Annotated in this window: 21 protein-coding genes and 4 tRNA genes; 11 read left to right on the top strand and 14 right to left on the bottom strand. The window is 58.3% G+C overall.

The annotated features are described in order from the left end of the window. Positions 1-45: 45 nt before the first annotated feature. Complete coding sequence (locus ACZ3HH_RS18730; protein ID WP_367372996.1) at positions 46-1,068, bottom strand: outer membrane protein assembly factor BamD; 1,023 nt, start codon at positions 1,066-1,068, stop codon at positions 46-48. 151 nt (positions 1,069-1,219) lie between these two features. Here ACZ3HH_RS18730 and rluD point away from each other — a divergent pair, with 151 nt between their 5' ends. The 7 genes from rluD (at position 1,220) to ACZ3HH_RS18695 (ending at position 6,312) form a co-directional block, all read left to right on the top strand. Beyond that, complete coding sequence (gene rluD, locus ACZ3HH_RS18725; protein ID WP_007901932.1) at positions 1,220-2,182, top strand: 23S rRNA pseudouridine(1911/1915/1917) synthase RluD; 963 nt, start codon at positions 1,220-1,222, stop codon at positions 2,180-2,182. Next, on the top strand, positions 2,179-2,904 hold the full coding sequence (pgeF, locus tag ACZ3HH_RS18720; RefSeq protein WP_465806640.1) for a peptidoglycan editing factor PgeF: 726 nt from the start codon (positions 2,179-2,181) through the stop codon (positions 2,902-2,904). The genes rluD and pgeF overlap by 4 nt, the downstream gene beginning before the upstream one ends. 130 nt (positions 2,905-3,034) lie before the next feature. Then, the gene (gene clpB, locus ACZ3HH_RS18715) at positions 3,035-5,599 is read left to right on the top strand and encodes an ATP-dependent chaperone ClpB (protein ID WP_465806638.1); all 2,565 of its coding nucleotides are present in this window, start codon (positions 3,035-3,037) and stop codon (positions 5,597-5,599) included. A 299-nt stretch (positions 5,600-5,898) separates the two neighbouring features. Beyond that, positions 5,899-5,974 (top strand) — tRNA-Asn (locus ACZ3HH_RS18710). A gap of 9 nt (positions 5,975-5,983) precedes the next feature. After that, a tRNA-Pro gene (locus tag ACZ3HH_RS18705) sits at positions 5,984-6,060 on the top strand. Between the two features lie 5 nt (positions 6,061-6,065). Continuing rightward, positions 6,066-6,141, top strand: a tRNA-Lys gene (locus ACZ3HH_RS18700). A 94-nt stretch (positions 6,142-6,235) separates the two neighbouring features. Continuing rightward, positions 6,236-6,312: transfer RNA gene (locus tag ACZ3HH_RS18695), tRNA-Pro, on the top strand. Positions 6,313-6,419: 107 nt separating this feature from the next. Here the strand turns inward: ACZ3HH_RS18695 and ACZ3HH_RS18690 are convergent. The 4 genes from ACZ3HH_RS18690 to ACZ3HH_RS18675 all read right to left on the bottom strand — a co-directional run bounded on the left by ACZ3HH_RS18690 (position 6,420) and on the right by ACZ3HH_RS18675 (position 9,485). Continuing rightward, positions 6,420-6,821, bottom strand: coding sequence for an HvfA family oxazolone/thioamide-modified RiPP metallophore (locus ACZ3HH_RS18690; protein ID WP_465806636.1), 402 nt, complete (start codon positions 6,819-6,821; stop codon positions 6,420-6,422). Positions 6,822-7,160: 339 nt separating this feature from the next. Continuing rightward, positions 7,161-8,459 carry an NAD(P)/FAD-dependent oxidoreductase gene (locus ACZ3HH_RS18685; RefSeq protein ID WP_465806634.1) on the bottom strand — a complete coding sequence of 433 codons (1,299 nt, stop codon included), beginning with the start codon at positions 8,457-8,459 and terminating at the stop codon, positions 7,161-7,163. A gap of 60 nt (positions 8,460-8,519) precedes the next feature. Next, positions 8,520-8,693, bottom strand: a complete 174-nt coding sequence (locus tag ACZ3HH_RS18680; RefSeq protein ID WP_050681443.1) for a DUF3094 domain-containing protein — start codon at positions 8,691-8,693, stop codon at positions 8,520-8,522. A 165-nt stretch (positions 8,694-8,858) separates the two neighbouring features. Beyond that, positions 8,859-9,485 carry a DUF1780 domain-containing protein gene (locus ACZ3HH_RS18675; protein ID WP_123357369.1) on the bottom strand — a complete coding sequence of 209 codons (627 nt, stop codon included), beginning with the start codon at positions 9,483-9,485 and terminating at the stop codon, positions 8,859-8,861. A gap of 128 nt (positions 9,486-9,613) precedes the next feature. On the opposite strand from ACZ3HH_RS18675, the gene ACZ3HH_RS18670 reads away from it, so the two are divergent. After that, a complete protein-coding gene (locus ACZ3HH_RS18670; protein ID WP_465806631.1) occupies positions 9,614-10,081 on the top strand; it encodes an FAD/FMN-containing dehydrogenase in 468 nt (155 codons plus the stop codon). An 11-nt stretch (positions 10,082-10,092) separates the two neighbouring features. Here ACZ3HH_RS18670 and ACZ3HH_RS18665 read toward each other — a convergent pair whose 3' ends face one another. The 4 genes from ACZ3HH_RS18665 to ppk2 form a co-directional block, all read right to left on the bottom strand. Then, on the bottom strand, positions 10,093-10,539 hold the full coding sequence (locus ACZ3HH_RS18665; RefSeq protein ID WP_465806629.1) for an ion channel: 447 nt from the start codon (positions 10,537-10,539) through the stop codon (positions 10,093-10,095). A gap of 17 nt (positions 10,540-10,556) precedes the next feature. Further along, entirely contained in the window at positions 10,557-11,657 is a 1,101-nt protein-coding gene (locus ACZ3HH_RS18660; RefSeq protein ID WP_465806627.1) for an AI-2E family transporter, read from the bottom strand. Between the two features lie 131 nt (positions 11,658-11,788). Then, the gene (locus tag ACZ3HH_RS18655; protein ID WP_465806960.1) at positions 11,789-13,570 is read right to left on the bottom strand and encodes a SulP family inorganic anion transporter; all 1,782 of its coding nucleotides are present in this window, start codon (positions 13,568-13,570) and stop codon (positions 11,789-11,791) included. 49 nt (positions 13,571-13,619) lie between these two features. Then, entirely contained in the window at positions 13,620-14,444 is an 825-nt protein-coding gene (gene ppk2 / locus ACZ3HH_RS18650) for a polyphosphate kinase 2 (RefSeq protein ID WP_465806959.1), read from the bottom strand. A 337-nt stretch (positions 14,445-14,781) separates the two neighbouring features. On the opposite strand from ppk2, the gene ACZ3HH_RS18645 reads away from it, so the two are divergent. Further along, a complete protein-coding gene (locus ACZ3HH_RS18645; RefSeq protein ID WP_460144576.1) occupies positions 14,782-15,471 on the top strand; it encodes an energy-coupling factor ABC transporter permease in 690 nt (229 codons plus the stop codon). A 63-nt stretch (positions 15,472-15,534) separates the two neighbouring features. Beyond that, positions 15,535-15,750 carry a hypothetical protein gene (locus tag ACZ3HH_RS18640; RefSeq protein WP_465806624.1) on the top strand — a complete coding sequence of 72 codons (216 nt, stop codon included), beginning with the start codon at positions 15,535-15,537 and terminating at the stop codon, positions 15,748-15,750. Positions 15,751-15,759: 9 nt separating this feature from the next. On the opposite strand, the gene yacG is transcribed toward ACZ3HH_RS18640, so the two are convergent. Genes yacG through pilB form a run of 5 tightly spaced genes read right to left on the bottom strand, consistent with a single transcriptional unit; the run spans position 15,760 to position 20,371 of the window. After that, entirely contained in the window at positions 15,760-15,960 is a 201-nt protein-coding gene (gene yacG / locus ACZ3HH_RS18635; protein WP_465806622.1) for a DNA gyrase inhibitor YacG, read from the bottom strand. After that, the gene (coaE, locus tag ACZ3HH_RS18630) at positions 15,957-16,580 is read right to left on the bottom strand and encodes a dephospho-CoA kinase (RefSeq protein ID WP_465806620.1); all 624 of its coding nucleotides are present in this window, start codon (positions 16,578-16,580) and stop codon (positions 15,957-15,959) included. The genes yacG and coaE overlap by 4 nt, the downstream gene beginning before the upstream one ends. Further along, positions 16,577-17,449 (bottom strand): prepilin peptidase, encoded by an 873-nt coding sequence (locus ACZ3HH_RS18625; RefSeq protein WP_465806618.1) that lies wholly within the window; start codon positions 17,447-17,449, stop codon positions 16,577-16,579. The genes coaE and ACZ3HH_RS18625 overlap by 4 nt, the downstream gene beginning before the upstream one ends. 1 nt (position 17,450) lies before the next feature. Then, entirely contained in the window at positions 17,451-18,668 is a 1,218-nt protein-coding gene (locus ACZ3HH_RS18620; RefSeq protein ID WP_465806616.1) for a type II secretion system F family protein, read from the bottom strand. A 2-nt stretch (positions 18,669-18,670) separates the two neighbouring features. Next, positions 18,671-20,371 (bottom strand): type IV-A pilus assembly ATPase PilB, encoded by a 1,701-nt coding sequence (gene pilB, locus ACZ3HH_RS18615; RefSeq protein ID WP_465806614.1) that lies wholly within the window; start codon positions 20,369-20,371, stop codon positions 18,671-18,673. Positions 20,372-20,597: 226 nt separating this feature from the next. Here pilB and ACZ3HH_RS18610 point away from each other — a divergent pair, with 226 nt between their 5' ends. Continuing rightward, complete coding sequence (locus ACZ3HH_RS18610; protein WP_465806612.1) at positions 20,598-21,014, top strand: pilin; 417 nt, start codon at positions 20,598-20,600, stop codon at positions 21,012-21,014. Positions 21,015-21,188: the final 174 nt, after the last annotated feature.

Below are 21,188 nucleotides of genomic sequence, written 5' to 3'. Positions count from 1 at the left end.
AAAAGGAGACTCGAAAGTCTCCCTTTTTATGGACAACCCGAGGCGTCAGTCGAACACGCCAAAGGTCATGTGGCTGAACCACGAACGGTCGGCGTTGTTGGCTTCGGAATCGTGTTCCTCTTCTTCGATCACATCGCCATTTTCATCTTTAGGCTTGAGTTCGTTCGGAATCGCGTCCTTGGCATCCTGGAACTGCTTTTGCACGTCCTGGTTGGCGCGGGTTTCACCCGGCGGCAGCGGCGGACGGGATTCGATCAGGCCCAGGGTGGCCTTGCTCAGCCACGAACGGTTGTCGGCTTCGGCCACCGATGGCACGAACTGACCGTCCACCAGGCTTGGGTGGTTCGGGTAGTTGAGCTTCAGGGTTTCGAGACTGGTTGCGGCCAGTTCGTCCAGGTGCAGACGCTGGTAGGCTTCCGTCATCACCGCCAGGCCATCACCGACCGACGGGGTTTCCTGGAAGTTTTCCACCACGTAACGACCACGATTCGCGGCGGCGACATAAGCCTGACGGGTCAGGTAATAGTCGGCAACGTGAATCTCGTAGGAAGCCAGCAGGTTGCGCAGGTAGATCATGCGCTGCTTGGCATCCGGCGAGTAACGGCTGTTCGGGAAGCGGCTGGTCAGCTGAGCGAACTCGTTGTAGGAGTCGCGAGCGGCGCCCGGGTCACGCTTGGTCATGTCCAGCGGCAGGAAGCGCGCCAGCAGGCCGACGTCCTGGTCGAAAGAGGTCAGACCCTTGAGGTAGTAGGCGTAATCGACGTTAGGGTGCTGCGGGTGCAGACGAATGAAACGTTCGGCGGCGGACTTGGCAGCCTCAGGCTCGGTGTTCTTGTAGTTGGCGTAGATGAGCTCGAGTTGAGCCTGATCGGCGTAGCGACCGAACGGATAACGCGACTCCAGGGCCTTCAGCTTGGCTGTGGCACTGGTGTAGCTATTATTGTCCAAGTCGGCCTGCGCCTGCTGGTACAGCTCGACTTCGCTCAGGTTTTCGTCTACGACTTCCTTCGATGAGCAAGCAGCGGTCAATGCGAGGATGGCGATCAGCAGCAGGTGTTTCACTTGCATGGCGGCTTGCGTCCCTATGACGGCCGCTGTCTTGGGCGGGGCCGTCCTGTTATGATGAGCGCCCCGATTAAAAGCCTCGGGGCAAAAGACGCCGTATTTAACCACAAGCGCGCAGCCGAAACCAAAGGCTGTGCCGACGCCTAGTCTGAGCATGTCCGATAAAATTGAACTTCGCGCAGAGGTGCCGTCCGAATTGGGCGGCCAACGCCTCGATCAAGTCGCCGCACAATTATTCGCTGAGCACTCGCGCTCGCGCCTTTCCGCCTGGATCAAAGACGGCCGCCTGACTGTGGATGGGGCGGTTATCCGCCCGCGAGACATCGTTCACGGTGGCGCCATTCTTGAGCTGACTGCCGAGCAGGAAGCTCAGGGCGAATGGATCGCTCAAGACATCGAGCTGGACATCGTCTATGAAGACGACGACATCCTGGTGATCAACAAGCCTGCGGGCCTGGTGGTGCATCCTGCCGCCGGTCACGCTGATGGCACCTTGCTCAACGCCTTGCTGCACCACGTGCCGGACATCATCAATGTGCCCCGCGCCGGTATCGTGCATCGCCTGGACAAGGACACCACCGGTCTGATGGTGGTGGCCAAGACCATTCAGGCGCAGACACAGCTTGTCACGCAATTGCAGAGCCGCAGCGTAAGCCGGATCTACGAGTGCATCGTGATCGGTGTGGTGACTGCCGGCGGCAAGATCAACGCGCCGATCGGTCGCCATGGCCAGCAACGTCAGCGCATGGCTGTGATGGAAGGTGGCAAGCAAGCCGTCAGCCATTACCGCGTGCTCGAGCGTTTCCGCTCCCACACTCACGTGCGGGTGAAGCTGGAAACCGGTCGTACGCATCAGATTCGCGTGCACATGGCGCACATCAACTACCCGTTGGTCGGAGACCCTGCCTATGGCGGTCGCTTCCGTATTCCGCCGGCCGCCAGTGTGACCATGGTCGAATCCCTGAAGAATTTCCCGCGTCAGGCGCTGCATGCGCGTTTCCTGGAGCTGGATCATCCGACCACTGGTAAACGCATGAGCTGGGAATCGCCACTGCCGGACGACTTCGTCTGGTTGCTGTCGCTGCTCAAGCAAGATCGTGAGGCGTTCATCGGATGAATGACTGGCTGATTCCCGACTGGCCTGCGCCTGCCGGGGTGAAAGCCTGCGTCACCACCCGTGCGGGCGGCGTCAGTCTGGCGCCGTTCGACAGCCTCAATCTGGGCGATCATGTCGACGACAGCCCCGAAGCTGTCGCCGAAAACCGCCGTCGCCTCACCGATCATTTCTCTATTCAACCGGCCTGGTTAAAGCAGGTTCACGGCATTGTCGTGGCCCACGCAGACCCAAGCCTTACGGCCACTGCCGATGCCAGCTGGACGGCAACGCCCGGTATCGCCTGCACGGCGATGACCGCGGATTGCCTGCCGGCATTGTTTTGCGACCGTGCCGGCACTCGCGTAGCGGCGGCCCATGCCGGTTGGCGCGGGTTGGCGGCGGGTGTGCTGGAAGCGACTCTAGACACGCTGGCTGTGCCGCCAGAAGAAGTGCTGGTCTGGCTCGGTCCGGCCATTGGCCCTCAAGCCTTTGAAGTCGGCCCGGAAGTGCGCGAAACCTTCGTCCAGCAATTGCCTGAGGCCGCCAAAGCCTTTGTGCCGAGCCAGAATGCCGGCAAGTTCATGGCCGACATCTATGAGCTGGCGCGTTTGCGTCTGGCCGCTCGCGGCGTTACCGCTGTTTATGGCGGCGGTTTCTGCACCGTGACCGACCCTCGCTTCTTTTCTTACCGCCGCAGTCCACGTACCGGTCGGTTTGCTTCCCTCATTTGGCTCGAACGCTAAACTTCTCTGATCTGCATCAACTGAGCGACGCTTGAAACTCCCAGAATCGACCGCATCTATAACGGTATCTGGCAGGCTTCTTCATTCAGGATGTTTATAGGTCCGGCCTGCTCAAAAGGAAGGTGACCCCATGCGTATAGACCGTTTAACCAGCAAGTTGCAGTTAGCCTTGTCCGACGCCCAATCCCTGGCCGTCGGCCTCGACCATCCGGCCATCGAACCGGCGCATTTGATGCAGGCTATGCTTGAACAGCAGGGTGGTTCGATCAAACCCCTCCTGATGCAGGTGGGTTTCGATGTCAACAGCTTGCGTAAAGAGCTGTCCAAAGCCCTCGATCAGCTGCCGAAAATCCAGAACCCGACCGGCGATGTGAACATGTCGCAGGATCTGGCGCGCCTGCTCAACCAGACTGACCGCCTGGCCCAGCAGAAGGGCGACCAGTTCATCTCCAGCGAACTGGTGCTGCTCGCCGCCATGGACGAGAGCAGCAAGCTGGGCAAATTGTTGCTGGGCCAGGGTGTGAGCAAGAAAGCCCTGGAAAACGCGATCAATAACCTGCGCGGTGGTGAGGCAGTCAATGATGCCAACCACGAAGAATCGCGTCAGGCGCTCGACAAGTACACCATCGACCTCACCAAACGCGCCGAAGAGGGCAAGCTCGATCCGGTAATCGGCCGTGACGACGAAATTCGTCGCACCATTCAGGTCCTGCAACGCCGCACCAAGAACAACCCGGTGCTGATCGGTGAGCCTGGCGTGGGTAAAACCGCCATCGCCGAAGGCCTGGCCCAGCGCATCATCAACGGCGAAGTGCCGGATGGCCTGAGAGGCAAGCGTCTGTTGTCTCTGGACATGGGGGCGCTGATTGCCGGTGCCAAATACCGCGGCGAGTTCGAAGAACGCCTCAAATCCCTGCTCAATGAACTGTCAAAGCAGGAAGGGCAGATCATTCTGTTCATCGACGAACTGCACACCATGGTCGGCGCCGGCAAGGGCGAAGGCTCGATGGATGCCGGCAACATGCTCAAGCCTGCGCTGGCTCGTGGTGAATTGCACTGCGTCGGCGCGACCACGCTCAACGAGTACCGCCAATATATAGAGAAGGACGCGGCCCTTGAGCGGCGCTTCCAGAAAGTCCTGGTGGATGAGCCGAGTGAAGAAGACACCATCGCCATCCTGCGTGGCCTGAAAGAGCGTTACGAGGTTCACCACAAGGTGGCGATCACCGACGGAGCAATCATCGCCGCGGCCAAGCTCAGTCATCGCTACATCACCGACCGTCAGTTGCCGGACAAAGCCATCGACCTGATCGACGAAGCCGCCAGCCGCATCCGCATGGAAATCGACTCCAAGCCGGAAGTGCTGGATCGTCTGGAGCGTCGTCTGATTCAGTTGAAGGTGGAGTCCCAGGCGCTGAAGAAAGAAAGCGACGAAGCGGCGATAAAACGTCTGGAAAAACTGCAGGAAGAAATCGTTCGTCACGAGCGTGAGTACTCGGACCTCGAAGAAATCTGGAACTCGGAAAAAGCCGAAGTCCAGGGTTCGGCGCAGATCCAGCAGAAGATCGAACAGTCCCGTCAGGAACTGGAAGCCGCACGCCGTAAAGGCGACTTGAATCGCATGGCCGAGTTGCAATACGGGGTGATCCCGGACCTGGAGCGCAGCCTGCAGATGGTCGACCAGCACGGCAAAAGCGAAAACCAGTTGCTGCGCAGCAAGGTGACTGAAGAAGAGATCGCCGAAGTCGTGTCGAAGTGGACCGGCATTCCTGTGTCGAAAATGCTCGAGGGCGAGCGCGAAAAACTGATGAAGATGGAAAGCCTGTTGCACCAACGTGTGATCGGTCAGGACGAAGCGGTGATCGCGGTCTCTAACGCGGTGCGGCGTTCCCGCGCCGGGTTGTCCGACCCGAATCGCCCGAGCGGCTCGTTCATGTTCCTCGGCCCGACCGGTGTCGGCAAAACCGAGCTGTGCAAGGCGCTGGCCGAGTTCCTGTTCGATACCGAAGAGGCGATGGTGCGGATCGACATGTCCGAGTTCATGGAGAAACATTCCGTGGCTCGACTGATCGGCGCGCCACCGGGCTATGTGGGGTATGAAGAGGGCGGTTACCTGACCGAGGCGGTGCGTCGCAAGCCTTATTCGGTGATCCTCCTGGACGAGGTCGAGAAGGCCCACCCGGACGTGTTCAACATTTTGCTGCAAGTGCTTGAAGATGGCCGTTTGACCGACAGCCATGGCCGCACGGTGGATTTCAAAAATACCGTGATCGTCATGACCTCCAACCTCGGATCGGTGCAGATTCAGGAACTGGTAGGGGATCGCGAGGCGCAGCGCGCGGCGGTGATGGATGCGATTTCCACGCACTTCCGGCCGGAGTTCATCAACCGAGTCGACGAAGTGGTGATTTTCGAACCGCTGGCTCGGGATCAGATCGCCGGCATTACCGAGATCCAGTTGGGTCGCCTGCGTAGTCGCCTGACCGAGCGCGAGCTGAAGCTTGAGCTGAGTCCGGAAGCGATGGATAAACTGATCGCTGTCGGTTACGACCCGGTGTACGGCGCACGACCGCTCAAACGGGCGATCCAGCGCTGGATCGAGAACCCGTTGGCACAGCTGATTCTGTCAGGTCGTTTCATGCCCGGCGATACCGCCAAGGGTGTTGTGGAAAACGACGAAATCGTTTTCGTCTGACGCTCGGCGGCAGTGCAGTAAAAGAAGGCCTCGCATTGCGAGGCCTTTTTTTCGCCAGGCTGTTGAACTCAAAGGAAAAGGCTTGTAAAGTGCGCCCCGCAGTAAGTCGCCCTGAAGGGTTTCTGCTCCCCAAGCAGGAATCTGAAATAAGTTGCAAATCATTAACTTGAAAGCAATTTAGGGGGTTGACAGAGGTGCTTAAGATTGTAGAATAGCGCGCCTCAGACACACGAACGCAGCGATGCGAACGAGTCGAAGAGGTGAAGCAAGCTTCAGAGTTGTAAATTGAAATATGTAGTTCCGTGATAGCTCAGTCGGTAGAGCAAATGACTGTTAATCATTGGGTCCCAGGTTCGAGTCCTGGTCACGGAGCCAATTTCAAGCCGGGGTATAGCGCAGTCCGGTAGCGCGCCTGCTTTGGGAGCAGGATGTCAGGAGTTCGAATCCCCTTACCCCGACCATTTTTGGGTCGTTAGCTCAGTTGGTAGAGCAGTTGGCTTTTAACCAATTGGTCGTAGGTTCGAATCCCACACGACCCACCATTTTTGAAACCAGTTAGCGCTGGAATCGAATCTTAAGATCAGAGGCCAAAAGCGCTGATCGAAGAAGGCGCCTTTCAAAGGTGCCTTTTTTTACCGGGGTATAGCGCAGTCCGGTAGCGCGCCTGCTTTGGGAGCAGGATGTCAGGAGTTCGAATCCCCTTACCCCGACCATATTAAAAATCCTCGTATCGAAAGATACGGGGATTTTTTTTGTCTGCGGTAAATGCAAAAAAAGCCCCGCTTCTCGATGGAGAAGCAGGGCTTGGGCCTTCAGAGGCTTAGCTATTGTCTTTCAGGTGCTCGAACAAGCCCTTCGGCATTTTTTTGCCATTGGCTTCGTAGTTGGCTTTCACGTTATCGAAAGCCTCTTGTTCGTCGATTTGGCCGTCATGGTTGGTGTCGATCTTGTCGAAGTCAGCCTTGGGTGCCACATTCAGGAATTCCGCGCGGGATACCTTCCCGTCATCATCGGTATCGGTTTTGGCCATAGAGGCATCGCCGCACTTGCCTTCGCCACATTTACCTTCAGGCGTCTTCACGACCTGTTCGACCGAGGCCAACAGGTAGCCTTGAGTCAGCGGTTGCGAAGCGAATACAGAACCGGACAACATCATGCCTCCGGCCAGGACAGCGCCGAGCAGGCCGGCGGTGTTTTTGCTGAGAGTAGTGGTACGGGACATTACAAATCTCCTGGGTTGCACGACACAACCGCTCGATAAAGGACGCCACGGGAGTGCGGCGATGACCGAAGCAGGCAGTGCCTTGCTCGGGTGTGGCCATTTAGCGGGCGTGGTGTATCGCTACTGTGTCGTGCAAGGGGGGGCTTTGTAAGCGAAGGGATGGAATCGGTGGGGAGATACAGAGAGACACACAAGTGTCCGCAGGTTGGACCGAGGCGCCTGCATCGCGGGCAAGCCACGCTCCCACAGGTTATGTGTCGACCATGGAATCTGGGTACGACACATAACCTGTGGGAGCGTGGCTTGCCCGCGATGAGGCCCTAGTTGACGCCGAAGATCTTAATGCAGCTTCAGCCGCGGCTCAGTCCCGCGCCCAATCTTGCTACCCAGCATCAACATCGCCGTGCGGAACGCGCCATACAGCGCCATCTGGTGCATGCGGTACAGCGACACGTAAAACATCCGTGCCAGCCAGCCCTCAAGCATTACGCTACCGGTGAGGTTGCCCATCAAGTTACCCACAGCCGAAAAACGCGACAGCGAAATCAGCGAACCATAGTCGGTGTACTTGTACTCCGGCAGGGATTTGCCTTCGATCCGCAGTTTCAGCGATTTGGCCAGCAACGATGCCTGCTGGTGCGCAGCCTGCGCGCGCGGCGGCACATTACGGTCGGTGCCCGGTTGTGGGCAGGCCGCGCAGTCACCGAAGGCGAAGATGTTCTCGTCGCGGGTGGTTTGCAGGGTCGGCAGCACTTGCAGCTGATTGATGCGGTTGGTTTCCAGGCCATCGATGTCCTTGAGGAAACCCGGCGCACGAATCCCGGCGGCCCAGACTTTCAGGCTGGCGTTGATCACTTTGCCATCGGCGGTAATCAAGCTATCTGCCGTCACTTCGCTGACTGCAGCGTTGGTCATCACGTTGACCCCGAGTTTCTCCAGGGTTTTATGCACAGGCCCGCCGATCCGCTCCGGCAGAGCAGGGAGCACCCGTGGACCGGCCTCGATCAGGGTGATATGCATGTTTTCCGGTTTGATCCGATCCAGGCCGTAGGCCGCGAGTTCATGGGCGGCGTTGTGCAGTTCCGCTGCCAGTTCGACCCCGGTGGCACCGGCGCCGACGATGGCCACACTGATCTGCTGCACCGCGTCAGTTTGCCCGGCGTGGGCGCGCAGATAGTGATTGAGCAGTTGCTGATGGAAGCGCTCGGCCTGTTTGCGGGTGTCGAGGAACAGGCAATGCTGCGCCGCGCCCTGCGTGCCGAAATCGTTGGTGGTACTGCCGACGGCAATCACCAACGAGTCGTAAGGCACTTCGCGCGCCGGCACCAGTTCCAGGCCCGCCTCGTCATAGGTGGCGGCCAACTGGATTTTCTTCTGCGCACGATCGAGCCCGCTCATGCGCCCCAGCTGGAACTCGAAGTGGTTCCATTTTGCCTGGGCAACATAGTTGAGTTCGTCCTCGGAAGAGTTCAGGGAACCTGCCGCCACTTCATGCAACAGCGGTTTCCAGATATGGGTCAGGTTCGCGTCGACCAGCATCACACTGGCCGTGCCGCGCTTGCCCAGAGTCTTACCCAGACGGGTAGCCAACTCCAGACCGCCGGCGCCGCCGCCAACGATGACAATACGATGAGTCATGGGGATATCTCGCAAGGCTAAAAGAAATCGGTGCAATTACCCGAGCGAGCGCGATGCAGCTCATAGCGTCAGGTAACTGATAAGTCGGCTCAACAGGCCTAGACCAATGGTCACTGCCAACACCAGCACCAGGAGCATCCACGGCCGGAAAGGCCGGCGCTCGACTTGGTGCTGGGACAGGCGCAGGTACTCTTCGACATGCTTTTGGTCGTCCGGGTTCAGGCGGCTGGTCATATTGGGCCTCGTCAGGTAGACGTTGCTGAATGTTTAGAAGCTACAGCGGGGGGATCCTGCGTTGAGCGGAGCATAGTCGCTGGCTGGAATGGCTCGACATTTACCGTATCGTGCAGGCGAATAATTCCACTTTGTAACACTCGGCGATCAACTCCTGCAACGGACTCACAGGCTGATTCCGACGTCGAAGACGATGCTGCGACCCAGGTTGCTCCGCAGAAAATCCGGGGCATCCGGGTGGGCGAATAGCACTCGGGCGAAGGTCGGGCCGACCAGCGACAACGAGCGCCAGCCCTGACGCAAGTATTCGGTGGGCGGCGGAAAGTGGCTGTTGAGGTCCAGCACTTCGCGCTTGAGGCTGGCGAAGGCGATGATGTCCAGCTCCCCCAGGTCCATGCCGCGCTCTTTGTAGTTGTGGGCTTTTTTGCGCAAGGTCGGCGCCAGCCTCAGTAGAAATTCATTGGCCGGGATCCGCCGGGGCTTGGCCTCGCGGCGCACCAGTTGGCTCAGGGAAAACGCGCTGCGCCGACGTTGCAGCTCATCGCGCCATTCGTCGTTGAGGCGCCGGCCTTCGTCGAGCACGAAAAATACCTCGAAATTCGCATCGCGGAACAACACGTCCGGCGGCTCTCCGGCGGGGGCAAATTCATCGGCGCGATAGGGAATGTTCAGGCCTTGCAGCAGGCGCTGGCAAACCCAACGCTCACGCTCCCATTTGCGGGCATTGGACAGGAACGTGTTGGCTTGCTCGGCCGCAATGGTCAGCAGGCGTAAATAATCTGAGTCATCCATAGGCCCAAGCTTAGCGTTCATTTGCGACAAGCAGAAAGCGTGAAGCGGTAAACGGGGCGCTGGGCACTCGGAACGGACGGTGTAGACTGACGGGCATTACGCATATGCGCTCAAACAAGGAGTAGAACGTGAAATATTGGCCGGTGTTATTGCTCAGTCTTCTGCCTCTTTGGGCCCAGGCACTGGAGGTTGGCGAGCGCCTGGCGCCGTGGACCTTACTTGATCAGTTCGATCAGGCCTTCACGCTCGATAACCAGACTCAGACGCTGCTGGTGGCGCGCAGCATGGACGCCGCCAAGCTAATCGGCGCCGCTCTGCAGGACCAGCCCAAGGGCTACCTGGAGGCTCGGCACACGGTATTTGTCGCAGACATCCAGCGCATGCCTCGACTGATCGCGAAGATGTTCGCAGTACCGGCCATGCGCGATTATTCCTATCGAGTGATGCTTGACCGTGATGGTCGCGTGGCGCCGCGCTACCCCGGGGCCGTGGATAAAGTGCTGTGGCTGCAGCTCAAGGACGGTCAATTGGTGGGGCAGCACGAATACGCCTCGGCGGCACAATTGCGTGAGGCACTGGAGAAGGCTCTGCCATGATCGGCGTATGCCTATGGGCGTTCACGCTGCTGTAGCCTTTCCATGTTGTGTTTTATGACATCCATCACCGCAGCGGTCATCACTGAGGTGGAGACACCAAACATCAGGATTCCGTTGGCTGCCTCCAATGGGCCAAGCAGACGCCAGCGAGAGGACATGACGATGTCGCCGTAGCCCAGCGTGGCGAAGTTGACCGCCGAGTGATACAGCGCGATGGCGAATTCGTCGAACTCATCAAGCAGCGTGAACAGCGTGGCCCAGATGGCAATCTGCACGAAATTACTCAGCAACATCAGCAGCATGACCATCGATAACAACAGGATATTCAGCCATTGCGATTCAGCGGGTTGGGCATGCCTGAAATGCACGTATTGGCGCAGGCATATCGTCACGAAAATGGCTTGCAGTATCAGGCAGAACAGCATCACGGGAAGGCCGGTCAATAGATTCAACAGCATGGGAATATCCTCTGCCGTCAGGTCTGTCCCTGGTTGTCTGGCCCGGGTTCTTGCACTTGATCCACCCATTCCCAGAACAGCTGATAGCCGACCGCGAGTATCACTGGGCCGATAAACAGGCCGAGGATACCGCCCGTGACCATGCCGCCCAAGGCTCCGATCAGCACCACCGGCATCGGTACATCGACGCCACGACCCAGCAGCAACGGTTTGAGGACGTTATCGACCAATCCCGCGATGAAGAGATAGACGGCAAACACAATAGTCGCCGTACTGGCACCTTCGCTCATGAAAACAAAGACAATGACCGGAAGGGTAATCAGGGTCGCCGGTAATTGCATGATGCCAAGAAGCAGCACCGCCAAGGCGAGAAGGCCGGCACCGGGGACGCCCATGAACACAAAGCCGATGCCCACCAACAGCATCTGGATGAAGGCGATACCAACCACCCCCAACGCCACTGCCCGGATGGTGGCGGTGCACAGATCGGCGATTTTCGGTCCGTTGATCGGACCGCTGAAGCGCGAAACGATTCGCACCGCGCTGCGGTGGCCGCTTTCGCCATACGCTAAGAAAATACCGGCAATAATCAGGGCGACGATGAATAAAAGGAGCCCCATGCCGACACCCGCAAGCTTGCTCAGCAGGGAGAGACTGACACCTTTGATCTGCGGTATGAACTTCTGTGCCAGATCGGGCAGGTCAGTGGTGGCTTGGGACCATAAGTTATAAAGAGGTTCTCCCACCAGTGGCCAGCTGGCTACCGCATCGGACGGTGGCGGAATATGGAAATTGTCGGTTTTGACCATGGTCATGACCCTCTCCACGGAATCCGCAAGCGAGGCTCCCAACAAATAAACAGGCACGATAAGAATACTGATGGCGATCAATACGATCAGCGTCGCAGTGATCCCTTCTTTGTTTCCCAGCTTGCCTTTGAACCTGACTTGCAAGGGGTAGAGGGTGATTGCCAGGATCACCGACCATAGCATCAGATCGAGGAACGGGCTGAATATCTGAAAGCAGAACATCACCAGAACGGCAATCACTCCGGCACGAATCAGTATGTCGAGCAGGTCTCGGGAAAAAATCTTTTCGAGCATGGGCGTGGGAACCATTGATTACCTCCAGTAGAGAGTGGCAAAGGCTGCGTTCGGTAAGTCCAGCATAGACGGGCTGGCGACGTGCTGGCCGCAGGAGAGCCTGTAAACATTGATGAAGATCAGTCGCTGAGTGTTTCCGCTGCCACTCAGCGATCCTGGTCCTCCCAATCCACCGGATGAATCATCAGATAGCTGTCGACTGCAGTGCCTATTGTCGGAAAGAACGCCGTTTCGCCAAGCCGCGCGAAAAGCCCGAATCGCTTCAGCTTGTCCTTGACCGGGTCCTTCATCTCGGCCACGCACAACTTGATGCCCGCCGCGTGCAAGGTTTCGTCCAGTTCCACCAGCATGTCGGCAGAGGTCACGTCCACGCTGGTGACGGGTTCCGCCGCGACGACCAACCAGCGCACTGGCGTGGGCGACGCAGCCACTGCGTCGAGCACTCGGTCATGGAACAGCTCGGCGTTGGCGAAAAACAATGGCGCATCCCAGCGAAACAGCACTAGGCCGGGTACAAGGCGCGCGTCGGGATAGCGCTTGATGTCGTGATAACCTTTGACGCCTTCCGCGCGTCCCAGAACGGCAGAGTAAGGACGCCAGCCATCCCACAGAAATTCGATGACGGCGATCACGATGGCCAGGCCGATACCTTCAATCGCGCCCAGCACGGCCACGCCGACGGTACAGACGATTGACAGCCAGAACTCCCAACGCTGGATTCGATAAATTCGTCGCAGGTCGGTGACTTCGATCAGGCCGATGGCTGAGGCGATCACCACCGCAGCCAGTGCGCTGGTAGGTAAATCCTTCAACAGGTCCGGTGCCACCACCAGCAGTAAGGCAACGGCAAGCGCGCCGATGATTCCGGTCAACTGGGTTTTGGCGCCTGCAGCCTCGGCCACGGGCGTACGTGACGAACTACTGCTGATCGCAAACCCCTGAAAAAATCCGGCGGCCAGGTTGGCGACGCCGAGGCCCACCATTTCCTGGTTCGGGTCCACATAGGTGCGGGTCCGCGCCGCATAGACACGCGAGAGCACGCTGGTATCGGCGAATGAAACCAGGGCAACGGCGCAACCGCCGATCAGGACGGGGACGATATCGGCGCGAGTGATCCAGGGGATGGCGAACGCAGGCAAGCCTTGTGGAAGAGAGCCGAGGACCGATATTCCAGCGCGCGCTGCAAGGTCCAGCACACCCACGGCGACGGTCGCCCCTGCCACGGCGATCAGAATGCCCGGCACGCGCTTGTTGCCCTTGAGCAGCATAATCACCACCAGAGTAGCTGCGCCGACCATGAAGGCGGTCCAGTTGGTTTTCCCCTCCATTACCGCTGTAGCAATCGCCCACAGGTTTCTCAGCGGGCCGTCGGATTCAATCGAAAAACCGAAAAACTTGGGCAGTTGGCTGATCAATACCGTCAGCGCGATTCCATTCATGTACCCGTAGCGGATCGGTTTGGAAAGAAGCTCCGTGACAAAGCCCAGGCGCGCTATGCCGGCCAGGATGCACACCACCCCCGATACGATCGCCATCATGCTCGCAAGGGCGATGGCACGATGCGGATCACCGCCGGACAGTGGCAGCACGACGGCGAGAATGACGGCAGCCAGCGAGGAATCCGGCCCCAGCACCAGAATCCGGCTGGGGCCGAACAGCGCATAAGCGAGCAGCGGAACGATGGTCGCGTAAAGGCCATAGATGCCAGGTACGCCCGATGCCACCGCGTAGGCGATGCCGACAGGCACCAGCATCGTGGTCAGTACCAAACCGGCCACAAGGTCGTGCCTCAACCAGGCTATTTTGTACCCGCGTAGCGTGCGCAGTCCCGGCAGCCAGCGATCCCAACCGGCCTTGTCGCCGCCGGTATCCCGATGGGCAATCCGGCCCGGTTCCGGGACGGGAGGCGAAGCATCCGAATGGCTCATAGGACTGTGGCCCTTTGGTGTACAGCGCAGATCCGCTTGAACGTGCCGGTCAGAATTTTTCTGGAATTCGCCGCAGCGGATGATTCGGTTCACGATAGCCGCCTGATTTCTGCCGTTTGGGCAAAATCACCTTCTCGCGCGGTACATTCTTGTACGGAATGCGGCTGAGCAAATCAGAGATGATGTTGAGGCGGGCCCGTTTTTTGTCGTTCGAGTTGGCCACAAGCCACGGAGCATGATCGGTGTCGGTCGCCTTGAACATGTCGTCGCGTGCGCGCGAGTAGTCATACCAGCGGCTGTATGACTTGAGATCCATTGGCGTCAGTTTCCAGATTTTACGGCCATCCTTGATCCGTGCTTCGAGCCGACGGGTCTGCTCCTCTTCGCTGACTTCCAGCCAGTACTTGAACAGCATTACGCCCGAGTCGACCATCATGCGTTCCATGAGGGGGGCCAGGCTCAGGAAACGGGTCACCTGCTCATCGGTACAAAATCCCATCACACGCTCGACCCCTGCGCGGTTGTACCAACTGCGATCGAAGATCACCACTTCGCCAGCCGCTGGCATGTGCGCCAGGTAGCGCTGCATATACATCTGGCTCTTCTCGCGATCGGTCGGTGCAGGTAGCGCCACCACTCGAAAGACACGCGGGCTCACCCTCTCGGTGAGTGCCTTGATCGTCCCACCCTTGCCGGCGCCGTCGCGTCCCTCGAAGACGATACAGATCTTGATGCCCTTTTGTTTCACCCATTCCTGCAACTTGACCAGTTCGACATGCAGCCGGCGTAACTGCTCAAGATAGTCTTTGTTCTTCAGTTTCAAGGGTTCAGCGGTGTTACGTTTAACAGGGGTTTTCTTCTTGTCCTTTGCCATGACCAAAGCCTCACAAATGCCAGTCGCATTGCTTCGAGCAAAACTGGCGTCAGTCGTGGACGGCCCTCTGCTCTTGACGTTCAACTCCATACCAACCGCGTGAGTCTAGTCCATGGTTCAACCTCCATTTCCTTGTCGTCACCGAACAGTGAAGAATTCGGATAAACCTCTACCTTGACCTCGGATTCTCTACTCGGGGTAAACGCACGACACGGCCAGTCAGAAACGCCGGTATAGACTGAGCGCTATCACGATGGGAGAAACGCGTGAAATATAGAACGGTGTTGCTGCACACTCTTGCGCTTATGTGGGCCCAGGCGCCGGCAAAGGCACGCCCATGATTGGCGCCGAACTGCTGTCATCGCAAAGCCTCACAGTCGGCTGGCTGATTTACGTGCCGGTGGTGATCTGGGCTGTCTGTCGAGCGCCCTGGGTTGAATTGTTCAGCGATAGCCGCCGCCAGCATCTGCTGTTCGGCACGGTATTCGCGCTGTTCATGCTCTGGCTGGTGCGACGGGACTTTGATACCGGCGTGTCCTATCACTTCATCGGCATGACGGCGGTGACGTTGCTGCTGGATTGGCCGTTGGCGATTGTCGGCGGGTTGGTCGCGCAAACGGGATTGGTGCTGCTCGGGCGGCAGGACATGGCGGCCATGGGGGTCAACGGCGCGCTGCTGATTCTGCTGCCGGTGCTGATTACCGAGTGCTGCGCCATCCTGGTCGAGCGCGCGCAGCCGCGTAATCCCTTTGTGTACATCTTCTGTTCCGGCTTTTTTGCCGCTGCGTTGTCGGCCCTGTTGTGTTTGATTCTGGCGCTCACGCTACTGTGGTACGACGAACGTTTCGCCATGCCGTATTGGCTGGAAGATTTTGTCGGCTATCTGTGGCTGCTCATTTTCCCCGAAGCGTTTATCAACGGCATGGTGGTCAGCGCATTGGTGGTGTTCTGCCCTGAGTGGCTGGAGACATTCAATCGCACGCGCTACCTTTCGGCGCCCTGGAAAGACGACGATCCCAAATCTTGATCCACATCAAATCCAAAAAACGTTGCCGAATCCATGCTCTGGAAAACCTTCAGGAGCAATGGCATGAGTGTGTATGAGTGGGCCAGGCAGGAGATGCGTCAGAGTCTGGATGTGGCGCAAGAGGTGGGCTTCGATCCGGGGTTGAGCCTGCGCGCCTTGCTCAGTGCGGTGGTGCAGCAGAGCAAGGCGGTACGCAATATAGAAGACCTGGCCGATGAGTTGCGGTTTCTCGCCGAGAACCTCGACGAGGGCCAGGATTATGGCTTTATGCGGCCCTGAGGGTCGGGATCAGTGGCGCGGGTCGAAGTCTTCGCTGAACATTTCGTCTTCGGCATCCGGGCTCACCGGGATCTTGTGCTCTTCCGACGCCCAGGCGCCCAGGTCGATCAGTTTGCACCGGTCCGAACAGAACGGCCGGAACTTGCTCTCCGGGCTCCATTCGACAGGGGCGCCGCAGGTTGGGCATTCGACGGTTGGGGTTTGGCTCATGACTGGCCTCCACGCAAAGTAAGGTAAAAGTGATGCAGTCGTTCGACCTCGCTGTGCAGCCAGGCGAGGTCGCGGTCGTTGACCACCACATCGTCGGCGTGGTTCACGCGGTCCTGTCGGCTGGACTGGGCCTTGAGGATCGCCTGGACCTGCTGTTCGCTGGTCTGGTCACGTTGCAGGGTGCGTTCGATCTGTAACTGTTCCGGGGCATCGATCACCAGGACCCGTTGGGTCATGGCGTACTGCCCGGACTCGATCAGCAGCGGCGAAACCAGAATCGCGTAAGACGATTGTGCCTTGGCCAGATGGTGGGCTATTTCTTCGGCGATCAGCGGATGCAGCAGTGCTTCGAGCCAGCGGCGTTCATCCGCCACTTCGAAGATCAGCTTGCGCAGCGCCGCGCGATTCAGTTGACCGTCTGCTTGCAGCACGCCGGGGCCAAAGTGCTCGGCGATCTTCGCCAGTGCCGGGCGACCGGGTTCCACCACCCAGCGAGCCGCATGGTCGGCGTCCACCACATGCACGCCCAGATCGATGAAGTGCTGGGCTGCCGCGCTTTTGCCGCTGCCGATGCCGCCGGTCAGGCCGAGAATCCAGGGTTTTTCCACAGGGGTATTCATTTCAAACCGACAAACTGCCAATAGAAGCCGGTTATTTGACCACCCCAGAGCAAGGCAATCCAGCCGGCAATGGCCAGATAGGGGCCAAAGGGCAGCGGAGTCGAGGTTTTTGCGTCCCGCAGGCGCAACAAAATTACCCCGATGATGGCGCCCAGCAGCGATGACAGCAGGATGGTCAGCGGCAGGATCTGCCAGCCGCCCCAGGCGCCGAGCATCGCCAATAGCTTGAAGTCACCATAGCCGATGCCGTCCTTGCCGGTGATCAGCTTGAACAGCCAGAACACGGTCCACAGCGCCATGTAGCCGGCCACCGCGCCCCAGAGCGCGTCATGCAGTGACACGAAGAGCCCGAAACTGTTGACGATCAACCCCAGCCATATCAACGGCAGCACCAGCACGTCCGGCAACAGCTGGTGTTCGGCGTCGATCAGGCTCATCGCCAAAAGGCCCCAGCTCAGGACCAGCACCATGCAGGCCTGCCAACCGAAACCGAAATGCCAGGCGACGAACGCCGACAGCGCGCCACAGGCCAGTTCGGTCAGCGGGTAACGTTTGCTGATCGGCGTCGCGCAGTTCGAGCATCGCCCACGTAAAAACAGGTAACTGAGCACGGGAATGTTTTCCCACGCTCGAATCCGATGGCCACAGTCTGGGCACTCGGAGTGAGGCAGTATCAGGTTGTAAGCCGGGCCGGGGGCTTCGGGTGGCAAATCCAGTACGTCATGGGCCTGCAGGCGCCATTCACGCTCAAGCATTTTCGGCAAGCGCCAGACCACCACGTTGAGAAAACTGCCGATCAGCAAGCCGATCACCAATGCGGTGATCGTGAAGGCCAGTGGGTTGAGACTCAAAAAATCGTTCAAGGACATATCAGATCGCTGAGCCGAGTTGGAAGATGGGCAGGTACATCGCAACGACCAGGCCGCCGACGACAACCCCCAGTACCACCATAATGAACGGCTCCATCAGACTGGTCAGGTTATCGACCATGTTGTCCACCTCAGCCTCGTAGAAACTCGCGACCTTGTCGAGCATGTCGTCCAGAGCGCCGGACTCTTCGCCAATGGCCGTCATCTGAATCGCCATGTTCGGAAAGATACCGGAGGTGCGCATGGAAAAATTCAGCTGCATGCCGGTGGAAACGTCCTGCTTGATACGTAACACCGCTCGCTTGAACACGATGTTGCCGGTCGCGCCCGCCACTGAATCCAGGGCTTCGACCAATGGCACCCCGGCGGCAAACGTCGTCGACAAGGTGCGGGCGTAACGGGCCACGGCGGACTTGTACATGAGCGCGCCAACCAACGGCAGTTTCAGCAGCCAGGTGTCCATCCGGTCCCGCAGACCCGGGGACTTTTTCAACGCGTGACGTACGCCGAAGAATGCTCCAGCCAGCACGCCGAGCAGCATCCACCACCAGGCCTGCATGAACTCCGACAAGCCGATGACCATCACGGTGAATGCCGGCAGCTCGGCGCCAAACCCGGAGAATACCGACTCGAATTGCGGCACCACCTTGACCAGCAGAATCCCGGTCACGATGATCGCGACGAACACCACGGCCAGCGGATAGGTCATGGCTTTCTTGATCTTGGCCTTGAGGCTTTCACTCTTTTCCTTGTAGGTCGCCACCCGTTCCAGCAGGGTATCCAGAGCGCCGGCCTGTTCGCCGGCATCAACAAGGTTGCAGTACAGCTCATCGAAATACTGGGGTTTTTTGCGCAGGGCAGCGGCGAAGCTGTTACCGGCCGCGACTTCCTGTTTCACCTCGTCCACCAGCTTGCGCATGTTCGGGTTATCGAAGCCCTCGCCGATAATGTCGAACGATTGCAGCAACGGTACGCCGGCTTTCATCATGGTCGCCATCTGCCGGGTAAACAGGGCAATGTCCAAGGGCTTGATGCGTTTGCCGGCACTGAAAATGGATGCGGTTTTTTTTCGCACCTTGCCCGGGTTGATGCCTTGCTTGCGTAACTGCGCCTTGATCAGCGCGGGATTTTGGCCGGTCAATTCGCCGGTCATTTTTGTGCCTTTTTTGTCTGTGCCTTCCCAGGCATATACGCTGATTTTCGCTGCTTTGACCGCCATGTTCAGTCCTTGGTGACCCGGTTGATTTCTTCAAGGCTGGTGATGCCTTGCATGGCCTTGAGCAGGCCCGAAGTACGCAGGTCGTTGAAGCCGTCCTTACGCATCTGGATGTCGATTTCCAGTGAATTGCCTTCGGCCATGATCAGCCGTTGCAGGTCCGGGGTGTTCTTTACCACTTCATAAATCCCTACTCGCCCTTTGTAACCGCTGTTGCATTGATCGCAACCGACCGGTTCATAGATCGTGAACGAGCCGATGCGTTCCTCGGGAAAGCCTTCTTTGAGCAACGCCTCGCGGGGAATGTCGATGGGCTTTTTGCAATGACTGCACAGTTTGCGCGCCAGGCGCTGGGCGATGATCAGGCTGACCGAGGTCGCGATGTTGAATCCCTGAATCCCCATGTTGTGCAAGCGGGTCAGGGTTTGCGCGGCGCTGTTGGTGTGCAGGGTGGAAAGCACCATGTGTCCGGTCTGGGCAGCCTTGATGGCGATTTCGGCGGTTTCGAGATCGCGGATTTCACCGACCATGATCACGTCCGGGTCCTGGCGCAGAAACGAGCGCAGCGCCTGGGCGAAATCCAGTCCCTGCCTGGGATTGACGTTGACCTGGTTGATGCCTTCCATGTTGATTTCTACCGGGTCTTCGGCAGTGGAGATGTTGATGTCGACGGTGTTGAGGATATTCAACCCGGTATAGAGCGACACGGTCTTGCCCGAGCCGGTGGGGCCGGTTACCAGAATCATCCCCTGTGGCTGCTTGAGGGCGGCCATGTACAGGTCTTTTTGCTCGGGTTCGTAGCCGAGGGCGTCGATGCCCATTTGTGCACTGGAAGGGTCGAGGATCCGGATTACCACCTTCTCGCCCCACAGGGTCGGCAGGGTATTGACCCGGAAGTCGATGGATTTGCTTTTGGACAGATGCATCTTGATTCGCCCGTCCTGGGGTTTGCGCCGCTCGGAGATGTCGAGACTGGCCATGACCTTCAGTCTCGAAGCAATGCGGTTGGCCAGTTGCGTCGGCGGCCTGGCGACCTCCCGCAGCATGCCGTCGGTGCGCATCCGCACGCGGTAGATTTTTTCATAGGGCTCGAAATGCAGGTCGGAAGAGCCGCTCTTGATCGCATCGAGTAGCATCTTGTGGACGAAGCGAACCACGGGCGCGTCATCGGTATCTTGCCCTGCAATGGGGTCCTGTTTCTGCTCATCGACCGACTCGATGTCCAGCCCGTCGAGGTCGACATCGGCCATGTCTTCGAGGCCGGTGGAGTGGTTGTCGAAGAATTTTTCGATGGCATCGCTGAGCTTGTCTTCCTCCACCAGGATGGCTTCGGTGCTCAGCCCGGTGCTGAACTGGATGTCGTTGATGGCTTGATGATTGGTCGGGTCGGAAATCCCCACGAACAGCTTGTTACCACGCCGCCAGAGGGGCAGGGCATGGTGCTGACGGATCAGCTTCTCGCTGACCAGTCCTCGGGGTTGGGTGTCCTTGTCCAGGCAGTTGAGGTCCAACAGGGCCATGCCGAAATGCTCCGAGGCCACCTCGGCGACCTGCCAGCTTTTCAGCAGTTTGTTTTGCACCAGATAGCTGACCAGAGAAATTCGATTGCGTTGGGCTTGTTGATACGCCTGTTGCGCACTTTGGTCAGTGATCAGCTCGGCCAGTACCAATTGCTTGGCCAGACCGCTAAGGGCAATGTCATTCATTGGGATTCCGGACGCAGGCAGTTAATGACTTATAGCCTAGTCAAGCTGTGGAACCAAACCAGCCGGTGTGAGGTGACAAAAAGTGTCAGATAGTGCGGATCCTTGGAGTAGGAAAGGTCTTTACCGCGATCTCGCGCCCCGCAGGCAGGGGCGCACGCGGCTTGGCATGACCTGTGCTGTGCCTTGTTCAGATCATGAGATATCGACTCATGCATGGAGCCTGTCTATGAAAAATCAAAATGGTTTTACCTTGATCGAACTGCTGATCGTCGTGGCGATCATCGGGATTCTGGCGACGTTTGCGTTGCCGCAGTATTCGAAGTATCAATCGCGGGCGAAAGTAACCGCTGCTCTTGCAGAGATTTCGGCATTGAAGGTGCCTTTCGAAGACATTATGAATCAGGGCACAGATCCTACCCTCACATCGATCGGCGGTACGGCGACTACAGGTAACTGCACGATTACGGCATCGGGTACCTCCTCTAGCGGTGTGGGCACTATTGCCTGCACGATCCTCAATGCTCCAGGGCCTGTGCTCAGCAAAACCATTACGCTTTCGCGTACCCTCGCCGGTGGCTGGACATGTGGCACCACGGTTGCGCCGGAGTACAGTCCAAAAGGCTGCACCGCCAGCGGCACCTGATTCACTTTGCCAGGCATACCCAGTGCCCCGCCTCTCACGAAGCGGGGCATTTTTTATGGGGCATTTTGGAGGGCGTCGGATAATCAGGAAAACTCCGACAATTCATGGCTTTAGGCCTGCGCTAAAACCCGCAAGTTGCATGTCGATAATTTTGTACTCATGCATTTTGCATGA

It is taken from the genome of Pseudomonas sp. PME37.24/025 (assembly GCF_055556615.1).
This window is presented reverse-complemented; position numbering and strand designations above follow the sequence as displayed.

Bases quoted from the DNA above. Each gene is read 5' to 3' on its own strand.
- ACZ3HH_RS18730 (WP_367372996.1), bottom strand. From the start codon at position 1,068: ATGCAAGTGAAACACCTGCTGCTGATCGCCATCCTCGCATTGACCGCT.
- rluD (WP_007901932.1), top strand. From the start codon at position 1,220: ATGTCCGATAAAATTGAACTTCGCGCAGAGGTGCCGTCCGAATTGGGC.
- pgeF (WP_465806640.1), top strand. From the start codon at position 2,179: ATGAATGACTGGCTGATTCCCGACTGGCCTGCGCCTGCCGGGGTGAAA.
- clpB (WP_465806638.1), top strand. From the start codon at position 3,035: ATGCGTATAGACCGTTTAACCAGCAAGTTGCAGTTAGCCTTGTCCGAC.
- ACZ3HH_RS18690 (WP_465806636.1), bottom strand. From the start codon at position 6,821: ATGTCCCGTACCACTACTCTCAGCAAAAACACCGCCGGCCTGCTCGGC.
- ACZ3HH_RS18685 (WP_465806634.1), bottom strand. From the start codon at position 8,459: ATGACTCATCGTATTGTCATCGTTGGCGGCGGCGCCGGCGGTCTGGAG.
- ACZ3HH_RS18680 (WP_050681443.1), bottom strand. From the start codon at position 8,693: ATGACCAGCCGCCTGAACCCGGACGACCAAAAGCATGTCGAAGAGTAC.
- ACZ3HH_RS18675 (WP_123357369.1), bottom strand. From the start codon at position 9,485: ATGGATGACTCAGATTATTTACGCCTGCTGACCATTGCGGCCGAGCAA.
- ACZ3HH_RS18665 (WP_465806629.1), bottom strand. From the start codon at position 10,539: ATGCTGTTGAATCTATTGACCGGCCTTCCCGTGATGCTGTTCTGCCTG.
- ACZ3HH_RS18660 (WP_465806627.1), bottom strand. From the start codon at position 11,657: ATGGTTCCCACGCCCATGCTCGAAAAGATTTTTTCCCGAGACCTGCTC.
- ACZ3HH_RS18655 (WP_465806960.1), bottom strand. From the start codon at position 13,570: ATGAGCCATTCGGATGCTTCGCCTCCCGTCCCGGAACCGGGCCGGATT.
- ppk2 (WP_465806959.1), bottom strand. From the start codon at position 14,444: ATGGCAAAGGACAAGAAGAAAACCCCTGTTAAACGTAACACCGCTGAA.
- ACZ3HH_RS18645 (WP_460144576.1), top strand. From the start codon at position 14,782: ATGATTGGCGCCGAACTGCTGTCATCGCAAAGCCTCACAGTCGGCTGG.
- ACZ3HH_RS18640 (WP_465806624.1), top strand. From the start codon at position 15,535: ATGAGTGTGTATGAGTGGGCCAGGCAGGAGATGCGTCAGAGTCTGGAT.
- yacG (WP_465806622.1), bottom strand. From the start codon at position 15,960: ATGAGCCAAACCCCAACCGTCGAATGCCCAACCTGCGGCGCCCCTGTC.
- coaE (WP_465806620.1), bottom strand. From the start codon at position 16,580: ATGAATACCCCTGTGGAAAAACCCTGGATTCTCGGCCTGACCGGCGGC.
- ACZ3HH_RS18625 (WP_465806618.1), bottom strand. From the start codon at position 17,449: ATGTCCTTGAACGATTTTTTGAGTCTCAACCCACTGGCCTTCACGATC.
- ACZ3HH_RS18620 (WP_465806616.1), bottom strand. From the start codon at position 18,668: ATGGCGGTCAAAGCAGCGAAAATCAGCGTATATGCCTGGGAAGGCACA.
- pilB (WP_465806614.1), bottom strand. From the start codon at position 20,371: ATGAATGACATTGCCCTTAGCGGTCTGGCCAAGCAATTGGTACTGGCC.
- ACZ3HH_RS18610 (WP_465806612.1), top strand. From the start codon at position 20,598: ATGAAAAATCAAAATGGTTTTACCTTGATCGAACTGCTGATCGTCGTG.